Source organism: Rhodoligotrophos sp. CJ14, assembly GCF_038811545.1.
In the GTDB taxonomy this organism is placed as follows: Bacteria; Pseudomonadota; Alphaproteobacteria; order Rhizobiales; family Im1; genus Rhodoligotrophos; species Rhodoligotrophos ferricapiens.
The window spans coordinates 244,855-268,288 of sequence record NZ_CP133319.1 but is presented as its reverse complement, the minus strand read 5'-3'; the positions used below and the strand labels follow the sequence as shown (position 1 = coordinate 268,288).

Sequence of the window (23,434 nt, the reverse complement as noted above, 5' to 3'; positions counted from 1 at the left end):
CGTCCTCAACACCACTCAGGCTGCCGCCGAAGACAGCCAGTGACGGGGATCATGCGCCCCTGAGGGCGGCTTGAAAAGAGCCTCTGCAAGATCCTCAAGGCTCGCGAGACTGTGTGCCGGGCGAAACTCATCCACATGGGGCAGCATGGCGCGTATGCCGTCAGCGCGCGCTTCAAAACCTTCGAATCGGAGCAATGGATTGAGCCAGATCAGCCGCTTGGCACTGCGCCTCAACCGGGCCATCTCGGTTGCGACAAGGCTTGCATCCTCGCGATCGAGCCCGTCGGTGATCAGGATCAGCGTGGCGCCTTGACCGAGCACGCGCCGTGCCCACTGAAAATTGAACGCGTGCAGAGCAGCCCCGATGCGGGTACCTCCGGACCAGTCGGCCACCGCACCGGCGACCCGTTCGAGTGCCTCGTCCACGTCCCGGCGCTGCAATTCACGGGTCACATTGGTGAGCCGGGTGCCGAACAGGAACACATGCACCCGGTCGCGATCGGTCATCAGCGCATGCAGAAAATGAAGAAACATCCGGCTATAGCCGGACATGGAACCGGAAATGTCGCAGAGCACCACGAGCGGTGGCAGGCGCTCGCTCCGTCTGCGCCAGGCGAAATCCACAAGCTCGCCGCCCGCCCGCATGCTTCGGCGCATGGTCCGGCGGGGATCGAGCTTCGAGCCTGCATGGGCGGCCTCGAAGCGGCGGATCGGCACCTTGCGCCGAAGCACGCGCAACCGCGCGATTGCCGCGCGCGCCTGCGCCTGTTCCTCAAGGCTCATCTGCTCGAAATCCTTGCGGCGCAGCACTTCATCGAGCGAGGCTGAGAATTGGGCATCGACCTCGATGTCCGGCTGGTCCTCGCGGAGCCTGGGCCGGTGCTGATCGGCATCGAACATCGCTTCGGCAAGCCTTCGGGCGGCTGCGCGCTTTTCGTCCTGCGGACCGCTGCGGGCGATCTCGGCCAAGAGCAGCGAGAGCAGCTGCTCGCGCATCTTGGGCGCTCGCCAGAATGCCTCGAAGGCCTGATCGAAGATCGCATGCTGGTCACGCCTGCTCACGAACAGGGCATGCAGGGTCCAGTAGAGATCCTCGCGCCGTGCCATGCAGTTCAGATGCAAGGCCTCCAGCGCGGCGATCACCCTTCCCGGCCCGACCGGCACGCCGGCACCGCGCAGGATCCGGGCGAAATGCATGATATTCTCGGCAAGCTTGCCCCCTTCGGGCGTGGCGGCAACGGGCTCTGCCCCCGTCACAGGCGCCCCCGTGCAGCAAGTTCCGCCTGCACCTCGGCGAGAAGCCGCTGGGCGGCCGGACCTTCCATACGCGCGATATCGTCCTGATATTTCAGAAGCACGCCGAGCGTATCATTGATCGTCTCCGGATCAAGGGCGATGCGGTCAAGGGCATGCAGGGCCGAGACCCAGTCGATGGTCTCGGCGATGCCGGGGCGCTTGTAGAGATCTTCGCGGCGCAGCGCCTGGACGAAGGCCACCACCTCATCCGCCAGAACTGCCGCCGCCTGCGGTGCCCGCGCTGCAATGATCGCGCGTTCCCGCTCAGCATCGGGATAGTCGACCCAATGATAGAGACAGCGCCGCTTCAAGGCGTCGTGAATCTCGCGGGTGCGATTGGAGGTGATGATCACGATGGGCGGTGTGTTTGCCCGAATAGTGCCGAGCTCGGGGATGGTCACCTGAAAATCGGATAGGATCTCCAGGAGATAGGCTTCGAAGGCCTCATCCGTCCGGTCGAGCTCGTCGATCAACAGCACCGGTGCCGCGCCCAGTGGGCCATCGAGCGCCTGGAGCAGCGGCCGCCGGATGAGGAAGCGTTCTGCAAAAATATCCGTGGCCAGACGCTCACGATCGATGGTGCCGGCCGCCTCGGCGAGCCTGATCTCGATCATCTGGGCTGGATAGTTCCATTCGTAAACCGCGGCGGCGACGTCCAAACCCTCATAGCATTGCAGCCGGATCAGACTTCGCCCGAGCATGGCGGCAAGCACCTTGGCAATCTCGGTCTTGCCCACCCCCGCTTCGCCTTCGAGGAACAGCGGGCGGCCCATGCGCAGCGCCAGGTACAGCACGGTGGCGAGCGGCCGGTCGGCCACATAGCCCGATGCGGAAAGCCGTGTCAGGGTCTCGTCAATGGTCGCGGGCAGCGTGGTCATGGGTCAGCTGTTTAGCACGCTGCACGCCGGATACGAAAGCCAGGACGGCGCCAAAGCGCATGATGGCCCCTGCTGCCTGCCATGAGCGCCCTTCGCCGATCAGTCGTGGTGACGGTGCAGCCCTCAGCGATTGGCCTCATCCGTCGCCCGCCGGGCCATCACGCCCACCAGATGGGCACGATATTCGGCACTGGCGTGAATGTCGGAATTGAGCCCGTCGGCGGGGATGGTGATGCCTTCGAGTGCCTTGGCCGAGAAGTCTCGGATGAGGGCCTGTTCCATCTCGGGCACGCGGAAGACGCAAGGACCTGCGCCGGTCACCGCAACCCGGGGCCCAGCCTCGGTCAGCGCCACAAACACCCCCACCATGGCATAGCGAGAGGCGGGGTTGCGGAACTTGGCATAGCCGGCCTTTTGCGGTACGGGGAAAGAGACGGACGTGATGATCTCGGCCGGCTCCAGCGCGGTTTCGAACAGATCGACGAAAAAGTCTTCTGCCGAAATCTCCCGCTGATTGGTGCGGATGGTCGCGGCAAGCCCCAAGCAGGCCGCGGGATAATCGGCGGCCGGGTCGTTATTGGCGATGGAGCCGCCAATCGTGCCGCGATGGCGGACATGGGGATCACCGATCACGGAGGCGAGGCGCGCGAGCGCCGGGATCGCGCGATTGACATCGGGCGACAGGGCAACCTCTTCATGAGTGCTGCCGGCCCTGATGGTCACCGCATTTCCCGCGAGCTCGATGCCGCTGTTGCGCAAGGGGCCGAGATCGATGACGTCGGATGGCTGCGCCAAGCGCTGCTTCATGGTGGGGATCAGCGTCATCCCGCCTGACATGAACTTGCCATCGGGCGCTTCCGATATCAGCCGCACCGCCTCATCCACGCTTGCCGGCCGGTGATAGTTGAAATCATACATCAGCGCTGTTCTCCCCTATTCTGCTGCCAGCCGTGGCGCGCGACTTTGGGCGGCCCGCCAGACCACCTCAGGCGTTGCCGGCATAGGAATGTCGCGCACGCCGAGGGCGTCGGTGACCGCATTGATCACCGCCGCCGGTGCCGCAATCGCGCCGGCCTCACCGCACCCTTTGACCCCGAGTGGGTTGGAGGGCGCGGGCGTTACCGTGTAGTCGAGGGTGAAGCTCGGCAGATCCTCGGCGCGCGGCATGCAGTAATCCATGTAGGAGCCGGTGATGAGCTGGCCGGTTTCCGCATCATAGCGGCAGCCCTCAGTCAAAGCTTGGCCGACCCCTTGCGCAATGCCGCCATGGACCTGCCCCTCGACGATCATCGGATTGATTATGGTGCCGAAATCATCGACCGCCACCCAATTGAGGATGGTGGTCTCACCGGTTGCCGGCTCAATCTCCACCTCGCAGATATGGCAGCCCGCCGGGAAGGTGAAGTTCGAGGGATCATAGAAGGCGCTTTCCTTAAGCCCCGGCTCGATCTCGCTGGTCGGAAACTTGTGGGCGACATAGGCGGCAAGCGCGACCTCGCCAAAGGCCATTTTCCTGTCCGTGCCCTTCACGGTGAAGGCGCCATTCTCGAAGGCGATATCGGCTTCGGACGCCTCCATCACATGGGCTGCCACCTTACGGGCCTTCGCCTCGATCTTATCGAGCGCCTTGGCAATGGCCGACATGCCCACGGCGCCCGAGCGCGAGCCATAGGTGCCCATGCCGAATTGCACCTTGTCCGTATCGCCATGCACGATCGAGACCTGATCGATGGAAATGCCGAGCCGTTCGGACACAAGCTGCGCGAAGGTGGTCTCGTGTCCTTGGCCGTGGGCATGTGAGCCGGTGAGCACCTCCACATTGCCGGTGGGATTGACCCGCACCTCGGCTGATTCCCACAAACCGACCCCCGCGCCGAGCGAGCCGACCGCCGCTGAGGGCGCAAGCCCGCAAGCCTCGATATAAGTCGAAAAGCCGATGCCGCGCAGCCTTCCACGCGATTCCGACATGGCGCGCCGTTGCGGGAAATTGCGGTAATCGATCAGCTCCAGCGCCCGGTTGAGGGATGCTTCATAATCGCCCGCATCATAGGTGAGGATGACCGGCGTCTGGTGCGGAAAGCTCTTGATGAAGTTGCGCCTGCGGATCTCGGCGGGATCGATGTTCAGATCGCGCGCCGCTGTCTCGACCAGCCGCTCGATCACATAGGTTGCCTCGGGCCGGCCGGCGCCGCGATAGGCATCGACCGGGGCCGTGTTGGTATAGACCGCATCGACCTCCGCATAGATCGCCGGCAGATCATATTGGCCCGAAAGCAAGGTCGCATAGAGATAGGTCGGCACGCAGGATGAGAAGGTTGAGAGATAGGCGCCGAGATTTGCGGTGGTCTTGACCCGAAGGGCAAGGAAGCGGCCGTTCTGGTCGAGTGCGAGTTCCGCGTGGGTGACATGATCGCGGCCATGGGCATCGGCCAGGAAGGCTTCCGAGCGATCGCTCACCCATTTGACGGGCCGGCCGACTCGCTTGGCCGCCCATACGCATACCGTCTCTTCGGAATAGATGAAGATCTTCGAGCCGAATCCGCCGCCCACATCGGGCGCGATGACCCGCAGCCTGTGCTCGGGCGCGATGCCGATGAAGGCGGATAGCACCAGGCGCGCCACATGTGGGTTCTGGCTGGTCGTATAGAGGGTGAAGCTGTCGGAGCCGGAATCATAATCGCCGATCGCGGCGCGGGTCTCGATCGGGTTGGGCACCAGCCGGTTATTGACGAGATCGAGGCGAGTGACATGATGCGCACGCGCGAAGGCCTGCTCCACGGCCTGGGCATCGCCCAGGGACCATTCGAAGACCGTATTGTCCGGTGCTATGTCATGGATCTGAGGCGCGGATGCGCTTCGCGCCTTGGCGGTCTCCACGACCGCGGGCAGAGCCTCATAATCGACCTCGACCAGCTCGGCTGCTGCCTTCGCCTGATTGAGCGTCTCGGCAATCACCACGGCCACGTGATCACCGACATAGCGAACCTTGTCCTGCGCGAGGGCCGGGTGCGGTCCGGCCTTCATCGGCGAGCCGTCCTTGGAGTGGATCATCCATCCGCAGATCAGGCCGCCGATCTTGTCCTCGGCAAGGTCCGCGCCGGTGAGCACGGCCAGAACACCCGGTGCAGCCTCAGCCGCGGCCTTGTCAATCGCCCTGATCCGGGCATGGGCATGAGGCGAGCGCAGGAAATAGGCATAGGTCTGGCGTGGCAGGTTGATATCGTCGGTATATTTGCCCTTGCCGGTGATGAAGCGACGATCCTCCTTCCGGAGCACCCGCTGGCCGATGCCGGTCACATTCATCGAACACCCTCCCTGGTGGCCGTTCAGGCGGCTTGCGCCGCTCTCTTGTTCGCGACGGAACTGATGGCCTTGACGATATTATGATAGCCGGTGCACCGGCAGATATTGCCCTCGAGCTCGTGCCGGATCGTCGCCTCGTCCAAGCCATTGGGATGGCGGTTCACGATGTCGATGGCGGCCATGATCATGCCGGGCGTGCAGAAGCCGCATTGCAGGCCATGATGCTCGCGAAAGGCCTCCTGCATCGGGTGGAGGACGCCGTCCTTAGCGAGGCCCTCGATGGTGGTGACCTCCGTCCCGTCGCATTGCAGCGCGAGCATCGTGCAGGATTTGATCGACTTGCCGTCGACATGGACGACACAGGCGCCGCATTGGCTGGTATCGCAGCCCACATGGGTGCCGGTCAGCCCGAGATTGACCCTCAGAAAGTCGACAAGCAGCGTCCGCCCCTCGACCTCGCCCGAAACCTGCTTGCCATTCACGGTCATCGACACTTTCGGCACGGCGTCTAATCCTCCCTGACAGAGACCGCTGCTTTACGCCTAACCAGCCGACGAAGGCCCGAGGCATCCACCCCGAAGCCAGCGGCTTGATCTAGACCAATTCCAGTGTGGAGCGGTTGGCCTTACCTGGTCAAGGGGGAGCATGGCGGCCTCAACAGGGTTGAGGAGCGCTGCCGAACCGTCATTCAATATGAGCTGCGATCTTGCGGAGATCCTCAAGAAACTGCTGATAGGCGGCCCGCCTTGCCTCGCGGTCCGGCACGCGCAGAAGATAAGATGGGTGGACCGTCACGAAGAGATCGGTTGCGGGATCGGCATCCTTCACCCCGTGCGGGACCACCTCGCCGCGAAGCTTCGAAATGGCCGTCGCCTTGCCCGCGACACTCTGGAGTGCAGTCGCGCCAAGGGCGACCACCAGCTTTGGCCGGATGGTGCCGATCTCCTGGGTCAGCCACCAGCGACAGGCCTTGATCTCGCCCGCATTGGGCTTCTGATGCAGGCGCCTCTTGCCGCGCTGCACATGCTTGAAGTGCTTGACCGCGTTGGTGACATAGGTGCGGCCGCGGTCGATTCCCGCCTCAGCGAGCGCCTTGTCGAACATGGCCCCCGCGGGACCAACAAAGGGCTTGCCCGCCAGATCTTCCTGATCACCGGGCTGTTCGCCCACGAAGATCACATCCGCCTTGACCGGCCCTTCGCCGAACACGGTCTGCGTGGCCTGGCGCCAGAGATCGCAGGCCCGGCAGGTTGCCGCCTCGTCGCGGAGCACCGCCCATGCCTCTTCTGCCGAGCGGGCCCGGGGCATGGTCCGGCGCTGAGGCCGATCAGCCGGGCTTCGCAGATGCCGTTGCACCATGATATCCTCGCGAAGAACTCTACCGTGATAGGCGAACCCATTCTTCTAGGGGTTTGTTCCAGTCTCCTATTTGAGCGGCATCATAGCCGGTGTACCCTCGGGGATCTCCGGTTGAGCCCGAGCGGCTCGATCGACCTCGGGGAGCTTCCATGTCAAGCATGCCGCAGAAACTCACCATTCGCGAAATCATTGCCGTGCCGCTTCTCGGGGAAAGCCCCAGAGGTGGCTGGTCGGCTGAAATCGCACCGGAAGATACGATCCATGCGCTGATCGCGGTCAAAACCGAAGAGGGTGTCACGGGCTATGGCAGCGTGTTCACCGACGGCCGCCTCGTGCAGGCCGGATTAAAAGTGCTCGAGCCCCTGTTTCGCGGCGAGAATGCGCTGGAGCCCGAGCGGGTGAGCGAAAAACTGCACCAGAACACGTTCTGGATGGGGCGTGGCGGCACGCTCACCCATGTGATCAGCGGCATAGATTTGGCGCTCTGGGATATTACGGGCAAGGTGCTCGGCCAGCCGGTCAGCCGGCTGATCGGCGGCACCTACAGGAGCAAGGTGCAGCCCTATTGCTCGCTGCTCATGGAAGAGCCGGGCGCCATGCGCGAAGTGGTCGCGCGGTTCCGCGAGCGCGGCTTCCGGGCGTTCAAGATCGGCTGGGGACCGTTCGGACGCCGCGATAACCCTGCGCTGGACGAGGCGATCGTGGCGGCGGCGCGCGATGCTGCGGGGGACGACAACAGGCTGCTGGTGGATGCGGGTGCGAGCGATGCCTATTGGCCCAATGGCCTCAAATGGGCGATCCGCACGGCGGATATGCTGGCAAATTACGGGGTTGGCTGGTTCGAGGAGCCGCTGCGGCCCGATGCGATCGATGATTTCTGTGAACTTAGGCGCCGCAGTCCCGTGCCGATTGCCGGCGGTGAGGTTTTGACCCGGCGACAAACCTTCCTGCCCTGGCTGGCGCGCGGCGCCTTCGACATCGTGCAGCCAGATGTGACGAAAGTGGGGGGACTGAGCGAGCAGCGGCGCATCGCCTGGATGGCCGATGATTTCGGCGTGAAATATATCGGCCACGGCTGGAACACCGCCTTGGGCGTGGCGGCCGATCTGCAGCTCGCCGCGGCCCTGCCCCACGTCGATCTGGTCGAATATATCGGCGGCAGCGCCTATGTGGACGGCATCACCGCTGCGCCCTTCGTGCTCGATGCGGAGGGCTTCCTTGCCATACCGGAAGGACCGGGCCTCGGGGTTGTTCTCGATCCCGATAAGGTTGCCCGTTATGCAACCGGCTCGACAGCGCTGTTTTGATGAGGGAATATTGGTCAGGCCAATTAGGGAGCTGCAGGGATGCTCGAGGGCTTAGCTGAGCAGGTCGTCATCGTTACCGGGTCGGGCAAGGGGCTTGGCCGTGCGATTGCAGACGATATCGCGGCCCATGGCGGCCATGTGGTGCATGTGGTCCGTTCCGAGGACGCGGCGGTGTCGATCGAAGAAGCCTTTGGCGAGGAGGCGGCGATCGTCCTGGGCGATGTGAATGATGGTCCGGCCGCTGATCTTGCTATTGAAATGGCGTTCAACCGGTGGGGCCGCCTCGACGGGCTCGTCAACAATGCCGGCGTGATCGCGCCGATCGGGCGGCTGACCGATGTCGATCCGGATGATTGGGGTTATTCGATCGCCACCAATCTGGTGGCGCCCTATCGGTTCATTGCAAGCTTCATCCGTGCCGTGACGGATCAAAGCCCGCGGCGCATCGTCAATATTTCCAGCGGTGCCGCACATCGGCCCATCGAGGGCTGGGGCGCCTATTGTGCGGGCAAGGCGGGTCTGGCGATGCTGACGCGCGCAACCCAGCTCGAATATGGCAGCCAAGGCATCTTGAGCTTCGGCCTCATTCCGGGGCTGGTCGACACCGATATGCAAGGCACGATCAGGGCCTCCGGCATCAATGAGGTGAGCCGGCTGCCGCGTGAGGCGCTGCGGCCGGCATCAGAGCCCGCGCGGGCTGCAACCTATCTCCTATCCGGATCGGGTGATGATCTCGCCGGCCGGGAAGTCGAGATCCGCGATGCCACCTTGCGCGAGCGGATGGGGCTTCCGGCGCTTTAAGATCATGATGGCTCGCTTTCTCCACGCATGAGCGGGACGACGCAAAGCCTCCCCTGATGCCCTGGATCACCGGTCAAGCCCGGTGATGACGGGAGTTGTTGCTGGTCTTCTCGCGAAACGTCGTGCTCCGGCTTGACCAGAGCATCCAGACGGTCACGGGGTGCGGTCTTGCCGTGCTGCCCTGGCCGCCGGGTCAGCCTCGGCCGCGATAGGGCGGCACGCCTTGATCCGGCACCCAGACCTGGGCCGGGAGGCTCCCCCATTGCCAGAACACGTCGATGGGAATGCCGCCACGCGGATACCAATAACCGCCGATCCTGAGCCAATGTGGGTCGAGCAGCTCCACCAAGCGCTTGCCGATATAGACGGTGCAATCCTCGTGAAAGGCGCCGTGGTTGCGAAAGGCGGCCATGAAGAGCTTCAGGGATTTGGATTCAACCAGCCAGTCCTTGGGGACATAGTCGATCACCAGATGCGCGAAGTCCGGCTGGCCAGTCACGGGGCAGATCGAGGTGAATTCCGGCACCGTGAAGCGGGTGACATAGGCGGTGTCCGCATGCGGGTTCGGCACGCGCTCGAGGATCGCGCCCTCGGGCGAGGTCGCGGCGGCCACAGCCTGGCCCAGCTGGGTGAGCTTCTGGGTTTCGTTGGTCATTTGAAACCTCCTTGGCCGAGGACTCCGAGCGGCGCAAGGCCGATCCTGCGGTCGCGCTGCCTCAGCCAGGCAATGAATGGAATGGACACTAGCACCATCCAGCCCTTGCCGACCGCCTGACCCCAGAAATAACTGACATCACCAAAGGCCAGATAGAGGAACAGCAGAGTGTCGACAATAATGCCGGCAATGCCGGAGGCGACCACGGCCAAGACGAGCCCTCGCCGCTGCAAGGGCGTATAGACCAGGAGATCGGCTAATTCGGAAAGCACGAAGGCCAGCACCGAGGCTGCCACGAGCGCTGGTGGCGACACAGCCCAGGAGATTGCGCCGCCAATAAAGATGGCTGCAAGGCCCCAAGCAAATCCGAGCCGCCGCTGCACGATATCGCGCAAGACGAGGGCAAGGCCCGCCATCAGAACGCCGCTCGGCGCCATCAGGCCGGGGGCTACGGGAATGAGGCAGAGGCCATCGGGCGTGCATGTGGTGCCGACATGGCCGATCAGCCAATTGGCTGCTGGGATCGATGCGGCAAAAGCGGCAAGGCATATCAGGCCTTCCCGCCACCGCAGCGAGGGTGCGAGATCCGTCACGACTATCTCCTTCATGCATTCAGGCAGAACAGGCCTGCGCATGCCCGCTCGGGTACGGCAATTGGCGGGATCAAGCAACGTAATTGTCAGGTGGTGGCTGCGCCATTCGCGCGCGAGACCTAATCTTCGGCGAGATAGTCGTAAAGAATGCGGCCGGGCACCAAGGTGAAATCGGCACGCCACCAGAAGCCTTCCAGCATCTCTCGAACGGGCAGGCGGTAGATCGGCGCCTGAATATTCGGCCGAAGCTCAACCGTGCAGGGTCCTGACCAGCATTCATGCACCGTGAGGGCGCCGAGCCTGCGCGCCGTCAACTGGCGAATGGCGGGTCTGCCATCGATGTGATCGATCGCTTTGAGGTTGATGTTGAGCGCGAAATCGAAATAGCCGGAAAGACGCGCAATATCTGCGGTCTCATGCTTATAGGCCATGGTGCCGGTGAGCACATCGATGCCATTGCGCGCGATGGTTCCAACCCAGAGATCACCGCGAGTCTCGAGGTGAGGCTGGCCGCCCTTCTTTGGCTGCCCATGCACCTCGCGGCCCTGAATCACCCCGCCATCGGATGAGAGGAACAGATAGGGCGAGTAGCCGCCCACCTCCCCGGTTTCGGGAAAGCGGCACCCCACCATGACGTTGCTTTCGAAATAAGGTCCGAGCCAGTCGGTGTCATTCATCTTGTAGATATGGGCGAGCACATAGTCCGAGACCGGCTCGAGCGGCGGCGGCAAAAGGCATTCGATCGCGGCGCCGTCGGTGCGCCAGGCAAGGGTTAGCACCTCCACATTGCGGAAGGTGAACGGGAACGCCGGTGCAGCCGGTGCATCCCATGGGGTTGAGAAGCCACCCTTGATGATCTCCTCGCGGGTGATGCGGCTTGCCGCCTGGCTCGTCCGGCGCGCCGATTGTTCCTCTGCCATTTCCACCTCCCTTCTTCCAGACAGGTGCGGGACCGGTCAGCCCTGAACCTTGCTGTTCATGGCCTCGCGTGTCGTCTCGTGCACGCTGCGCATGTGCCGCACCATGGCGGCTTCCACCTTGGCGCCATCGCGCGTTTCCAGCGCATCGATGATCTGCTGGTGGTCGGCAACGGAGCGCGCGAGCACGCCTCGGGTCTCCCAAGCGATCTTGCGATATTCCATGCCGAGCACATAGAGGGCCTCGGAAATGCGCTCGAGGAAGGGATTGTTGAGCACCGCCCCCAATGTGCGGTGAAATTCCATGTCGGAAACGCGGAACGCCACAGGATTGGCGAGCAGTTCCTTCTGGACCTCGACCATCTTGCGCAGGCGGACGATTGTCGCCGTATCGATGCGCTGCGCAATCAGACGGCCCATCGCCCCTTCAACCGCCACCCGCGACTCATGCAGAGCCTCGAAATTCTCTTCGGTGAGCGTGATCAGCATCTGCAGCGGCTGGAGGATTTCGGCGGCCTCGAGCGAGGTCACGAACAGCCCTCCCCCCTGTCTGGCCTTGACCACACCGAGAATCTGGAGCCCGCGGAGCGCCTCCCGCACGGAGGGTCGCGAGACCTGCAATGTGGCCGCCAGATCGCGCTCTCTGGGCAGTTGCTGGCCGGGGCGAATGCTGCCCGTCCGGATCAGATCCAGCAGGTTGCGCGCGACCTGCTCGGCGACCGACACCCGCTCGATGGGTGCGAGATCCTCGATCTGTGTCGGGCCGGTCGCTGCTTCAGAGGCGCCCATGGCACCCTTTCCCATAACGCGTTCCATTCCTTACCGGGCGTCCTCGCCCCAGATTGCCTCGCGGGCTATGCCCGTTCGCCGCGCGGCCGGCAAGCCAGTCTGCTGTTTCATTCGGACGCGGGATTGGGCACTGGCGATCGTGGCGGGCGGCCACTCAGCGCCCGGTCCACCTCATCGGCTGCAAGAAATTGGAGCCGATCGATTGCCCCATCCGAATACCAGGCTGCATGCGGGCTGAGCAGCAGGTTCGGCGCCGTGCGCAAAGGGGATGCCTCGGGGAGCGGCTCTGTCTCGAACACATCCAGCGCTGCGCCGGCAAGGCGGCCCTGGTTGAGCGCTTGCGCCAAGGCCGCCTCATCGATCAACGCGCCACGCGAGCAGTTCACCAGAACGGCTGAAGGCTTCAGCAAGGCGAGGCTGTCAGCATTGATGATGTGGCGGCTTGCCGCCGTCACCGGGGCATGGAGGAGCAGAGCATCAATCTGTGGCAGCATCTCCTCAAAGGGGGAAAGCGTGAGACCAAGTTGAGCAGCCGTCGGCTGGTCCAGTGCTGGGTCTGCGGCCATGATGCGAAAACCGAAGGGCTGCAGGCGCGCGAGTACCGCGCGGCCGATCCGCCCGAGGCCCAGGAAGCCGATCACGGTGTCTGCGGCCGGCTTCAGCGGCTGGGCAGCCTCGACGACGCGCCATGATCCCACCCGCACATGCTGGTCGAGGCTGATGAGCTTGCGATAGAGCGCAAGCAGCATGGCGACCGTGTGGTCGGCAACCTCATCCACACAATAATCCGGCACATAGGCCACGGGATGGGCCGTCCGGCGCGCGGCGGCTATGTCGATATTGTCATAGCCCACACCGTAGCGGACCACGGTCGCCCCGGGTGCCAAGGCAGCGAGCGCCTTCTCCGTCATCGGTGCGAATTGCACCAGCACCGCGTCCGCCCCGGCGACTGCCTCCTCAACCTCCGCCGCCGTCCGGCATTGGCAGGCCTCGAGCTCAGCGCCATGACGGGCGGCCACGGCGCGCTCATGCCGAAGATCGCCAAAATTGCTGTCGGTGATGACGATCCTCGCCATTGGCTCTCTCATCGCAGCGCTGATTGGTCTGGCCAATTAAGACTTGCTCGGCGGACCCGTCAAGCGCCCTGTTTCGGCGGGAAGAACGGCACGCCGTAATCTGCCTCGAACCCGCCATCCACATGCAGCACATGCCCGCTGACATAGCTCGCATCATCAGAACAGAGGAACGCGATCGCCCGGGCGATCTCTTCGGGCCGGGCGAGCCTTCGTGCCGGCGTGCGCGCGATCATCGGCGCGGTATCAAGCCGGCCGGCCGCGACGAAGCTCGTGACGAGATCGGTTTCGACATAGCCCGGCGCCACCGCATTGACCCGCACGCCGCGTTCGGTCCACTCGACCGCGGCGGTCTTGGTCAGCGATACGATGGCCGCCTTCGAGACTGCATAGGGCGCACGGCCGGGGGCGCCCCGGGTTGCCGCGATCGACGCGAGATTGACGATGGCGCCCGACCCTTGCGCCAGCATGTGCCGGCCCGCCACCTGAAGGCAATGGAATGCGCCGTGCAGATTGATGTCGAGCACCGCATTCCAGTCGGCGAAGGGGATCGTCTCAAGGGGCCCGTGGCGCTGGATACCCGCATTGTTGACGAGCGCATCAAGCCTGCCCCAATGATCGAGAGAGCGCGCAAAAGCCTCATCGATGGCCGTGCGGTCGCGAACGTCCATGGCCAAGGCGAGCATCGCGCCTTCGCTCGCGCGGGCCTGAGCCTCAGCCTCCTCCCTATCGACATCGCCAATGGTGACATTCCAGCCGCGGCGCAGGAATTCGCGGCCCGTGGCAAGGCCGATGCCGCGAGCCCCGCCGGTGATCAGGACCGTCTTCTTCTCAGTCATTCCTATCACTCCCGATGCGTCCCGTGACGATAGGCATAGCGCGCCAAAGCCTCGTCATTGAGCTTGAGCCCCGTGCCGGGCGCCTTCGGTGGCGACAGCCGCGCGTTGCGAATATCGAAATAGGCCGCATTCTCAATCAGCATGTGTGAGCAGTCGAAGGGACGGTCCGCCGGGAAGATCTCGATGTGATCGGAGGCGTCGTCCGCGAAAACGCAGTGGCGGTGCACCTCGGGGTTCACGTGATAGGAGACGCGGAAGCCGCGCGCGGTTGCATCCGCCGCAAGCCTCAGGGCCGGTCCGAAGCCGCCGACCGTGGTTGCATCGATCCGCACCACATCGATCGCCTCGTGCACCATGAGCTGCTCGAGATCCCGTGTCCGCGTGGTCTCGTCCCCCACCCCGATCGGCACGCGCGAATTTTGGCGCAGGAAAGCGATCTCACTGAGGCGGGTGCGTGGCATGGGATCCTCGATCCAGGCAATGCCGAGATCTTCCCACAAATGCGCCGAGCGCAAGCCCTCCCGGGCCGTTTGCCAGGACCAGGCGAGGTCACAGGTGAACTCGGCCTTGGGCGCGGCTTGCCGAACTTCACTCAAAATGCGGCGGATCGGCTCGGGCGCGCCATAATGGGCCGCCTCCATCTTGAAGAAATCATAGCCTTGCTCGGTCCGGCCGATGAGGCGCTGGGCAATATCGCCATGGCTTTCGCCCTCGATCTCATAGCCCTCCACCAGGGCGACGCGGATGTCGCGCGCATAGCCGCCGAGCAGCTTCCAGACGGGAAGCCCAAGCGCCTGCGCCTTGAGATCCCACAGGCAGATCTCCACCAACGAACGGGCGCGGCCGATGACGCCATCGGCTTCGATCGCCAAGACGGCACGGCGGATATCGGCAAGACGCGCGCCCATCTCGAACGCATCGCGCCCCACGAGCTGCGGTGCGAGCAAATCGGTGATCGCCACATCGACCGGCGAGCGCCTCGTATGGCCCAGGCAATCGGCGACCAGCCCGCCTCGCGTGGTGATCCGCACGGCCGCATAGCCGCGCTGGGAAACGGTGAAATTGCCGAAGGACAGAGGTTTGGCCAGCGGAATGCTGCAGGCCCAGCTCTCCACCCGCTCGATCATCGTGTCACTGCTCATTGAGCGCTCCCCATCCCGCTCGCACAACAATCCTCTTGCAGACCACCGGGCAACCTGCTGAATTGGTCAGGCCATTGCACGCTAGCGGCTTCACCGGCCTCTCGCAAGCCGCAACTTGCTTTCGGCGGAGTGACCGAACTGACAGAAACAGGGGAGACCGAAAATGATAAGGAGCGTTTCCGTTGCAGTGGTCGCGTTATTGACCGGATTGGGTGCGGCAAGCGCAATCGCTCAAGAATTTCAGCATGAAGCTTCCCCGCTGATCGAGAATTGCGGCGACCCCTCCTATGAAAAGGCAAAGACCGAAGGCCTGGTGATCGGCATCTCGCCCTCGCCGCCCTTCACCTCGCTCAATCCCGACACCCAGAAGGCCGAAGGGTTGGAAGTCGAGATCGATGAGGCCGCGCTCAAATGGGCTGGGATCACCAATCTCAAATATGAGGTGATGCCCTTCGGCCAGCTGATCCCTGCCCTGATCGCCAAGCGCATCGACATGGTGGCGGCTCTGCACATCACCCCCGATCGGATGAAGGTGATCTCCTTCAGCGGTCCCGCCTATTGGTATGGGCCCGCAATCCTCGTGCAGAAGGGCAATCCGGACGGGATCAAGTCTTACGATGACCTCAAGGGCAAACAGGTGGGGGCAATCGCCGGCTCGGCAGCGGATGAGTATCTCCGCAAGATCGGCGCGGAGATCGTGCCCTTCCAGACCGATGCCGAGCAGTTCAGCGCAGTGGCGACGGGCCGGGTGAGCGCCGTGGTGGATGACGACACGAAGATCACCATGTTCCTCGCGGCCAACAAGGATTCGCCCATGGAGCTCCTGGCCGGTGTACAGGTGCCGGACGAGCTGATCTTCAAATATGGCTATGGCTATGTGCGCCCGGGTTTCCGCAAGGAGGACTGCTCGCTGCGAATGGCGGTCACGCAAGGGCTCGCCGAAGTGCGTGGCAATGGCGAGGTCCTGGCGCTGCTCAAGAAATACGGGTTTGGCGTGGCGAACCTGTTCTTCTATCCGCTCAAATGAGCATGGCCAGCGATGCGGCTTTCGAGCCCTGAGGCTGGTTCAACGTGAATGGAGGGCGAGCGGTCACCATGACGCATCAGGCCGCCCAGCTCGCGACCGTTCGAATTTGGAGCGCTGGGAGTGTGAGCTCCCGGCGACCGCAGCGCGATGTCCCTGCTCAATTTTGATGTGGTCGGTGATTTCTGGCACGTCTTCCTGCGCGGCCTGGGCCTGACCGTCTTCCTCACGCTGGTCGTCATGGTCCTAGCGACGCTCGCGGCGATCCCGCTCGCGCTCGCCCGATTGTCCGACGTCATCATTTTCCGCTGGCCGGCGAATGTGTTCGTGGAATTCATGCGGGCAACACCGCTGATCCTGCAGCTCATCTATATCTATTACGTGCTACCGGGCGCCGGCATCCGGCTCAACCCGATCAGCGCGGCGATCATCGGGCTCAGTCTCCATTATGCCGCCTATCTCAGCGAGGTGTTCCGCGGCGGCATCCAGTCGGTTGCCCGCGGCCAGACGGAGGCCGCCCTCAGCCTGGGCCTGTCGCGCTGGCTCGCCTTCCGCAAGGTCGTGCTGCCGCAGGCCACTCGCATGGTGCTGCCAACGCTCGCCAATTATCTGATCTCGCTGTTCAAGGACACCTCGCTGGCCTCGGTTGTCACGGTCCAGGAGCTCATGTTCAGCGGTCAGATCATCGCGGCGCGCAATTTTCAGTATTTCACCGTCTATACTGTCACCGCGATCCTTTATTTCACGGTGTGCTACCCGGCAGGCCTTGCGGTGCGCGCCCTTGAGAACCAAACGCGCAAAGGCTGGGTGGCGAAGGAGACCAAGACGATGCCGCGCGCGGGTGCTGTGGCACTGCATCGGCAATAGTTGGGGCGCGCGTCGATCTCCCCGAGCATTCCGCGAGAAAAGCAGGTTCTCGGGATGGCGAGACTTGCGCTACTCTCAATGAGCATTCGGGGAAGAGGTCCAGGACATCCATGACTGATCGCGTCACGCGTCACCGGCTTCAAGTTGAAGCCGATCTTGCACGGTTCATCGAGGAAGAAGCCCTGCCCGGCACGGGCATCGAGCCGGAGGCCTTCTGGTCGGGATTTGACCGGCTGGCACATGAGCTTGGGCCGCGCAATCGCGCCTTGCTCGCCAAGCGCGACGCGCTGCAGGCAAAAATCGATGCCTGGCACCGGGAGAACCGCGCGACCGCAAGCCCGGCCGCTTATCGCGATTTGCTCTCGGAGATCGGCTATCTCGCGGGGCCGGTTGCGGATTTCACGATCGAGACCAGCAATATCGATGACGAGGTGGCGGTCCAAGCCGGCCCGCAGCTCGTCGTGCCCATCATGAACGCGCGCTATGCGCTGAACGCGGTCAATGCCCGCTGGGGCAGCCTTTATGATGCGCTGTATGGGACGGATGCGATCCCAGAAGATCACGGTGCCGAGCGGTCCGGGGGCTATAATCCCGCGCGTGGCGCAAGGGTGATCGCCTATGCCAAGGATTTCCTCGATCGCAACTTTCCCCTCACCCAAGGCAGCCATGCACATGCTGAGGCCTATGAGGCAAGCGGGAGACAGCTCCGGGTGAAACTGGCGGATGGTGCTGAAACCGGCCTCGCACGTCCCGAACAATTCGTCGGTGTCGCGGGCGAGGCCGCCTCGCCATCCGGCATTCTCCTGCGCAATAACGGATTGCATGTGGAGATCGCCATCGATCGCGATCATCCGATCGGCGCGACCGACAAGGCAGGCGTGAAGGATCTGATCATCGAGGCCGCCATCAGCACAATCATGGATTGCGAGGATTCGGTCGCGGCGGTCGATGCCGAAGACAAGCTGATCGTCTATCGGCACTGGCTCGGTCTCATGAAGGGCGATCTGTCGGAGACCGTCACCAAGGGCGGCAAGACATTCCTGCGCGTCATGAATGAGGATCGCTCCTACAGGGATCCCGCGGGCCAACCATTCAGCCTGCCCGGCCGATCGCTGATGTTCATCCGCAATGTCGGGCACCTCATGACCAATCCCGCGATCCTGCTCGCGGATGGCAGCGAGATCCCGGAAGGGATCATGGATGCGGTGATCACCATCGCCATTGGCCGGCACGATCTCAACGGCAATGGGCGGTTTCGCAACAGCCGGGCCGGCAGCATCTATATCGTGAAGCCCAAGATGCACGGGCCGGAAGAAGTGGCCTTTGCCGACGAGCTCTTTGCAAGGGCTGAGGATATTGCCGGCTTGCCGCGCCATACGGTGAAAATCGGCATCATGGACGAGGAGCGGCGCACCTCCCTCAATCTCAAGGCCTGTATCGCCGCTGCCCGCAACCGCGTGGCCTTCATCAATACGGGCTTTCTCGACCGTACGGGTGATGAGATCCATACCTCGATGGAAGCGGGGCCGATGCTGCGCAAGGGCGCAATGAAGACCACCCGCTGGATTGCGGCCTACGAGCGCAACAATGTGCTGACGGGGCTTGCCTGCGGGCTCAAGGGCCGCGCTCAGATTGGCAAAGGCATGTGGGCGATGCCCGATCTGATGGCCGACATGCTGGCGCAGAAGATCGCCCACCCGCGAGCGGGCGCCACCACCGCATGGGTGCCCTCGCCCACTGCGGCCACGCTCCATGCGCTGCATTATCACGCGGTCGATGTGGCAGCGGTTCAGGATGAGCTCGCCCGCGAGGTCGCTTCGGCGGGCCTCATGGATGATCTCCTTGCCATACCCGTCGCGAGTGACACGAATTGGTCGCCGGACGAGGTGCAGCAGGAGCTCGACAATAATGTCCAGGGCATCCTCGGCTATGTGGTGCGCTGGATCGACCAGGGCATCGGCTGCTCCAAGGTGCCGGACATCAACAATGTCGGGCTGATGGAGGACCGCGCCACCTTACGCATCTCATCCCAGCATATCGCCAATTGGCTGCATCACGGCATCTGCAGCCGCGAGCAGGTTGTGGAGACGCTGAAGCGCATGGCTTCCGTGGTGGACCGGCAGAATGCAGGTGATCCGCTTTACCGCCCGATGGCGCCCGACTTTGAGGCATCGATCGCATTCAAAGCGGCGAGCGATCTCATATTCGAGGGGGTGAGCCAGCCCAACGGCTATACGGAGCCCCTGCTGCACCGCTGGCGGCTTGCGGCAAAGGCCGGCACGCGCGCCGCGGCCTAGCTCGGCGCCTCAGCCCATCTCGACGGCGGCATCCTCGATCAGCAGCTGAGCGCGGCGGCCGCCATTCCAATCATCGACCACCAGCCGACCGGCCACATGGGCCGGGCGGTCGCGCATGGACAGGATCATTTCGCCCAAGGGGCTCCCGAGGGAGCGGAAGGCAATCGCCTTAAGCTCCGTGCCGTCGCGCGAGCGCAGGCTGCAACGCACGTGATCCTTGCCGGCGAGGTCCGCATAGGCAAAGCGATGGCCGGGAAAGACAAAGACTGGGGCGGGATTACCGGCGCCATAGGGACCTGCCCGCTCCAGCAGATCGACCAGCTCCATTTGGGCGGCACCGGCTGACAATGCGCCATCGATCACCAGCTCAGGCGCGGCCTGGGCCATGCCGATTTGGCTGCTCTCCGAATTGACGAATTCGCGCAAGGCCTCGATCCGGTCGGCAGCAATGGTGAGGCCCGCCGCCATGGCGTGGCCGCCGCCCTTGATGATTATGCCCGCCGAATGGGCTGCATGCACGATCCGGCCGAGATCAATGCCCGCGACCGACCGGCCCGATCCGGTGGCGAGCATCGTGCCCGGACGGTGAGCAATGGCAATGGCCGGCCGGTTGAACCGCTCCTTGAGGCGGGATGCGATCAGGCCCAACACGCCCACATGCCAGTCGGGATTGGCAACCACCAGCACGCAGAGATCCGGCTGTGAATCAAGCAGCCGCTCGGCATCGAGTGCGGCTGCCTCGAAGGCCCGAATCTCCATCTCCTGGCGTTGCCGATTGAGGGTCTCGAGCATTTGCGAGAGATAGGCGGCTTCGGCGGAACTATCGGTGATGAGCAATTGCAGGCCGAGCATGGCCTGGCCGAGCCTGCCGGCGGCATTGAGCCTCGGGCCAAGCACGAAGCCTGCGGCATGGGTATCAGGCCGGCGCTTGAGCCGTGCGCAATCAGCCAGATGAGCAAGCCCCGGGCTGTGCCGGCGGGCCATCACCTTGAGCCCCTGATTGACATAGGCACGGTTGAGGCCGATGAGCGGCACCACGTCGCAAATGGTGCCGAGTGCCACGAGGTCGAGCCAGCGCAGGAGCTCGGGTTCGGCGCAGTTGTCGAAATGGCCCGCAAGGCGCAGTGCGCGGGTGATGGCTGCAACCAGGATCAGCGTTACGCCAACCGCGGCGAGATAGCCGAGACCAGAGACATCATCGAGGCGATTGGGATTGATCACGGCTCGGGCAGTCGGTAGCTCGTCTGCCGCCTGATGATGGTCCACCACCACCACGTCGAGGCCAAGACCGGATGCATGGGCCAGAACATCATGGGCCATGGTGCCGCAATCAACCGTGATCAGTACCACAGCGCCGCGGGCTTTGAGCTTTTCAACCGCCATGCGGCTTGGGCCATAGCCCTCTTCGATCCGGTCGGGAATATGCACCAGCGGATCACAGCCGACGCTTCTCAGGAACCGGATCAACAGAGCCGTGGATGTCATTCCGTCTACGTCATAATCGCCGATGATGGCGATCTGCTCGCCGCGGCGCACCGCATGGGCGATCCGGTCGGCGCCGGCGAGCATGTCGGCAAGCTCGCCCGGCTGGGGCATGAGCGCCCGCAAGGTGGGATTGAGGAACCCCGCAACCTCTTCCAGCGTGATGCCCCGCCCTGCGAGCACGCGGGCGAGGATTTCGGGAACGCCGTGCTGCTCGGCGATGGCCGCGGCACTGCGCGCCTGGTGGTGGCGCGCGCGCCAGGCCTTGCCCGAAATCGAGCGGCTTACGCCGAGAAAATGCTCAGGCTCTGTCATGGTGTGCCACCCCCATGGCGCACCGCCCCGCAACCCGTCAGGCCGATGGACGTATCTTGGATGCCTGATGGTGACCCGTGATCCAGCGCACGCTGCCCGTGCTCGAGCGCATGACCACGGAATGGGTGATGACCTGATCGCCCCGGAAGCGTACGCCCGACAGCATGGAACCGTTGGTAACCCCGGTTGCGGCGAACATCACATCGCCAGAGGCAAGCTCGCCCAGGGAGAATTTGTGCGTGGGATCGGCAATGCCCATGCGCAGCATGCGAGCGCGCTGCTCGTCATTCTTGATGACCAGCCTTCCCTGCATCTGACCACCCGTGCAGCGCAGGGCTGCCGCGGCGAGCACGCCTTCCGGTGCCCCACCCACACCCATATAGATGTCGATGCCGGTCTCCTCGGGGTCAGCCGTGTGAATGATACCGGCCACATCGCCATCCGGGATCAGATGCACGGCGCAGCCTGCCTTGCGAAGACTCGCGATGATCTCCGCATGGCGGGGCCGATCGAGCACGCAAGCGGTGACCGAGGAGATCGGCACCCCCTTGGCTTCCGCAAGTCGGCCGACATTTTCTTCCGGTGAAAGATCAAGGTCGACCAGGCCCGGCTCGAAGCCACCGCCGATGGCGATCTTTTCCATGTAGCTGTCAGGCGCATGCAGCAACGTGCCGCTTTCAGCCAATGCGATCACGGCGAGAGAATTGGGCATGGCCTTGGCGCAGAGGGTGGTTCCCTCGAGGGGATCCAGGGCGATATCGACCTTGGGACCGCTGCCGGTGCCGACCTTCTCGCCGATATAGAGCATGGGCGCCTCGTCGCGCTCGCCCTCGCCGATCACGACGGTTCCGTCGATATCCATCTCGTTCAGTGCCGTGCGCATGGCATCGACGGCCGCCCGGTCTGCGGCTTTCTCATCACCGCGGCCACGCAGGCGGGCTGCGGCGACTGCCGCCATCTCAGTAACCCTTGCCACTTCCAGGCTGAGGGTCCGTGCCAGCACCGGTTTATTCGTCGTCACCACCAATGTCTCCTAGGCCGTTTGGTGTCTCGTCAATGCGTCGCGGGCGCCCCCCGCCTGATTCTATCTGGCCCGCTCAATGCGGATCATACGCGGCCGGTCAACACAATGCCTATCGCTTTCGATCCGCTTTATCGCCTCCCGCACAGCGAATTCATCGGTATCATGGGTGATCAGCACAACCGGACGCCTCGGCGTGCCTTGGCTGTCCTTCTGGTCCTCATCGCCATCGGTCGGCAGATATCGTGTCGGACGCTGAATGATACTGTCCAGAGAGATGTTCTGCTCGGCCATGTGTTGGGCGACCGCCGCGATCGAGCCGGGCCGATCCTCGAGGATCATTGTAATGTAATAGCAGCTCCGATGCATCTGGGCCGGCATCGCCGTATAGGGCATGAGGCTTGCTGCGGGCACACCAAAGGGTTTCACGATCTGCCCGCGCGCGATATCGATGATATCGGCGGCGACGCTCGAAGCGGTGGGATGGCTGCCGGCGCCGCGGCCCGACAACAAGAGATCACCGACGAAATCACCTGATACGGCGACCGCATTGAAGACGCCGTGAATGTCGGCGATCGGGCTCTCCCGGGGCACGAGCGTTGGATGCACTCGCTGTTCGATGCCCGCATCCGTCCGGACGCCCACCCCGAGCAGCTTGATGCGGAAGCCAAGCTCTCCGGCGATGGTGATGTCGTCGAGGGTGATGTCCTCGATTCCCTCGACTGTCACCTCATCGAGCTTGACCTCGGTGCCGAAGGCCAGCGCCGTCAGAATGGCTAGCTTGTGGGCCGCATCATAGCCGCCGATATCAAAAGTGGGATCTGCCTCCGCATAGCCGAGCCTCTGCGCCTCGGCCAAAGCATCGGCGAAGCTGCGGCGGTGCTGCTCCATCATGGTCAGGATGAAGTTGGCGGTGCCATTCATGATGCCATAGACGCGATTGACGTGATTGCCGGCGAGCGACTCACGCAGCGTCTTGATGATCGGTATACCGCCGGCCACCGCTGCCTCAAAATTGAGCGCAACGCCATTTTCCTCGGCAAGCTGTGCGAGCGCATTGCCGTGATTGGCCAGCAACGCCTTATTGGCAGTGACCACATGTTTGCCACTGCGTAAGGCGGTCTCGACCGCGGCCTTGGCTGGATCCCCATCGCCGCCGATCAGCTCGACGAAGACATCGATCTGATCGCTTGCTGCGAGCCTTACCGGATCATCGAACCATTCCAGCTTCGACAGGTCCACCTTGCGGCTCTTGCCGCGGCTTCGGGCGCTCACCGCAACCGGCAGAACTGCCCGCCCGGCCCGGAGCGTCACGGCTTCGCGGTTCTGATCCAACAGCTCAAGCAAACCGCCGCCAACCGTCCCCAGACCAGCTATGCCCAGCCTCACAGGCTCCATGTGCTTCAAGCCTTCCACCTGAAATGAACGACCACCCGTCATGCCGGGCGAGCGTCCTTATGGCGGGAACGGCGTCGC

21 protein-coding genes are annotated in these 23,434 nt (G+C 63.6%); 5 read left to right on the top strand and 16 right to left on the bottom strand.

Features of this window, described 5'->3' with window-relative positions:
- Nucleotides 1–15: 15 nt before the first annotated feature.
- The 6 genes from RCF49_RS01295 to RCF49_RS01270 form a co-directional block, all read right to left on the bottom strand.
- Complete coding sequence (locus tag RCF49_RS01295; RefSeq protein ID WP_342642242.1) at nucleotides 16–1,257, bottom strand: vWA domain-containing protein; 1,242 nt, start codon at nucleotides 1,255–1,257, stop codon at nucleotides 16–18.
- A complete protein-coding gene (locus tag RCF49_RS01290) occupies nucleotides 1,254–2,174 on the bottom strand; it encodes an AAA family ATPase (protein WP_342642241.1) in 921 nt (306 codons plus the stop codon). The genes RCF49_RS01295 and RCF49_RS01290 overlap by 4 nt, the downstream gene beginning before the upstream one ends.
- Nucleotides 2,175–2,297: 123 nt before the next feature.
- Nucleotides 2,298–3,092: an FAD binding domain-containing protein gene (locus tag RCF49_RS01285; protein ID WP_342642240.1), complete on the bottom strand. Its 795-nt coding sequence runs from the start codon at nucleotides 3,090–3,092 to the stop codon at nucleotides 2,298–2,300.
- 15 nt (nucleotides 3,093–3,107) lie between these two features.
- Entirely contained in the window at nucleotides 3,108–5,477 is a 2,370-nt protein-coding gene (locus RCF49_RS01280) for a xanthine dehydrogenase family protein molybdopterin-binding subunit (protein ID WP_342642239.1), read from the bottom strand.
- A gap of 23 nt (nucleotides 5,478–5,500) precedes the next feature.
- On the bottom strand, nucleotides 5,501–5,980 hold the full coding sequence (locus tag RCF49_RS01275) for a (2Fe-2S)-binding protein (RefSeq protein ID WP_342642238.1): 480 nt from the start codon (nucleotides 5,978–5,980) through the stop codon (nucleotides 5,501–5,503).
- Between the two features lie 181 nt (nucleotides 5,981–6,161).
- Nucleotides 6,162–6,836 carry a UdgX family uracil-DNA binding protein gene (locus RCF49_RS01270; RefSeq protein ID WP_432807360.1) on the bottom strand — a complete coding sequence of 225 codons (675 nt, stop codon included), beginning with the start codon at nucleotides 6,834–6,836 and terminating at the stop codon, nucleotides 6,162–6,164.
- Nucleotides 6,837–6,985: 149 nt separating this feature from the next.
- On the opposite strand from RCF49_RS01270, the gene RCF49_RS01265 reads away from it, so the two are divergent.
- Together RCF49_RS01265 and RCF49_RS01260 are read left to right on the top strand one after the other, a co-directional pair.
- Nucleotides 6,986–8,143, top strand: coding sequence for a mandelate racemase/muconate lactonizing enzyme family protein (locus RCF49_RS01265; protein ID WP_342642237.1), 1,158 nt, complete (start codon nucleotides 6,986–6,988; stop codon nucleotides 8,141–8,143).
- 39 nt (nucleotides 8,144–8,182) lie between these two features.
- Nucleotides 8,183–8,944 (top strand): SDR family NAD(P)-dependent oxidoreductase, encoded by a 762-nt coding sequence (locus RCF49_RS01260; protein WP_342642236.1) that lies wholly within the window; start codon nucleotides 8,183–8,185, stop codon nucleotides 8,942–8,944.
- Nucleotides 8,945–9,137: 193 nt separating this feature from the next.
- On the opposite strand, the gene queF is transcribed toward RCF49_RS01260, so the two are convergent.
- The 7 genes from queF to RCF49_RS01225 form a co-directional block, all read right to left on the bottom strand.
- Nucleotides 9,138–9,599, bottom strand: coding sequence for a preQ(1) synthase (gene queF, locus RCF49_RS01255; RefSeq protein WP_342642235.1), 462 nt, complete (start codon nucleotides 9,597–9,599; stop codon nucleotides 9,138–9,140).
- Nucleotides 9,596–10,192 carry a VUT family protein gene (locus RCF49_RS01250; protein WP_342642234.1) on the bottom strand — a complete coding sequence of 199 codons (597 nt, stop codon included), beginning with the start codon at nucleotides 10,190–10,192 and terminating at the stop codon, nucleotides 9,596–9,598. The genes queF and RCF49_RS01250 overlap by 4 nt, the downstream gene beginning before the upstream one ends.
- A gap of 119 nt (nucleotides 10,193–10,311) precedes the next feature.
- A complete protein-coding gene (locus RCF49_RS01245; protein WP_342642233.1) occupies nucleotides 10,312–11,112 on the bottom strand; it encodes an acetoacetate decarboxylase in 801 nt (266 codons plus the stop codon).
- Nucleotides 11,113–11,148: 36 nt separating this feature from the next.
- A complete protein-coding gene (locus RCF49_RS01240) occupies nucleotides 11,149–11,898 on the bottom strand; it encodes a FadR/GntR family transcriptional regulator (protein ID WP_342642232.1) in 750 nt (249 codons plus the stop codon).
- Between the two features lie 107 nt (nucleotides 11,899–12,005).
- Nucleotides 12,006–12,974: a C-terminal binding protein gene (locus RCF49_RS01235; protein ID WP_342642231.1), complete on the bottom strand. Its 969-nt coding sequence runs from the start codon at nucleotides 12,972–12,974 to the stop codon at nucleotides 12,006–12,008.
- A gap of 59 nt (nucleotides 12,975–13,033) precedes the next feature.
- A complete protein-coding gene (locus RCF49_RS01230) occupies nucleotides 13,034–13,810 on the bottom strand; it encodes an SDR family NAD(P)-dependent oxidoreductase (protein WP_342642230.1) in 777 nt (258 codons plus the stop codon).
- Nucleotides 13,811–13,815: 5 nt separating this feature from the next.
- Nucleotides 13,816–14,952 carry a mandelate racemase/muconate lactonizing enzyme family protein gene (locus tag RCF49_RS01225; protein WP_342642229.1) on the bottom strand — a complete coding sequence of 379 codons (1,137 nt, stop codon included), beginning with the start codon at nucleotides 14,950–14,952 and terminating at the stop codon, nucleotides 13,816–13,818.
- Between the two features lie 163 nt (nucleotides 14,953–15,115).
- Here RCF49_RS01225 and RCF49_RS01220 point away from each other — a divergent pair, with 163 nt between their 5' ends.
- The 3 genes from RCF49_RS01220 to RCF49_RS01210 all read left to right on the top strand — a co-directional run bounded on the left by RCF49_RS01220 (nucleotide 15,116) and on the right by RCF49_RS01210 (nucleotide 19,140).
- A complete protein-coding gene (locus tag RCF49_RS01220; RefSeq protein ID WP_342642228.1) occupies nucleotides 15,116–15,979 on the top strand; it encodes a transporter substrate-binding domain-containing protein in 864 nt (287 codons plus the stop codon).
- A gap of 147 nt (nucleotides 15,980–16,126) precedes the next feature.
- Nucleotides 16,127–16,843, top strand: a complete 717-nt coding sequence (locus tag RCF49_RS01215) for an amino acid ABC transporter permease (protein WP_342642227.1) — start codon at nucleotides 16,127–16,129, stop codon at nucleotides 16,841–16,843.
- A gap of 110 nt (nucleotides 16,844–16,953) precedes the next feature.
- Nucleotides 16,954–19,140 (top strand): malate synthase G, encoded by a 2,187-nt coding sequence (locus RCF49_RS01210; protein ID WP_342642226.1) that lies wholly within the window; start codon nucleotides 16,954–16,956, stop codon nucleotides 19,138–19,140.
- A 9-nt stretch (nucleotides 19,141–19,149) separates the two neighbouring features.
- Here RCF49_RS01210 and recJ read toward each other — a convergent pair whose 3' ends face one another.
- The 3 genes from recJ to RCF49_RS01195 are packed head-to-tail and all read right to left on the bottom strand — an operon-like array spanning nucleotide 19,150 to nucleotide 23,356.
- Nucleotides 19,150–20,937 (bottom strand): single-stranded-DNA-specific exonuclease RecJ, encoded by a 1,788-nt coding sequence (gene recJ / locus RCF49_RS01205; protein ID WP_342642225.1) that lies wholly within the window; start codon nucleotides 20,935–20,937, stop codon nucleotides 19,150–19,152.
- 37 nt (nucleotides 20,938–20,974) lie between these two features.
- On the bottom strand, nucleotides 20,975–21,961 hold the full coding sequence (glpX, locus tag RCF49_RS01200; protein ID WP_432807359.1) for a class II fructose-bisphosphatase: 987 nt from the start codon (nucleotides 21,959–21,961) through the stop codon (nucleotides 20,975–20,977).
- 60 nt (nucleotides 21,962–22,021) lie between these two features.
- A complete protein-coding gene (locus tag RCF49_RS01195; RefSeq protein ID WP_342644277.1) occupies nucleotides 22,022–23,356 on the bottom strand; it encodes a homoserine dehydrogenase in 1,335 nt (444 codons plus the stop codon).
- Between the last annotated feature and the right edge of the window lie 78 nt (nucleotides 23,357–23,434).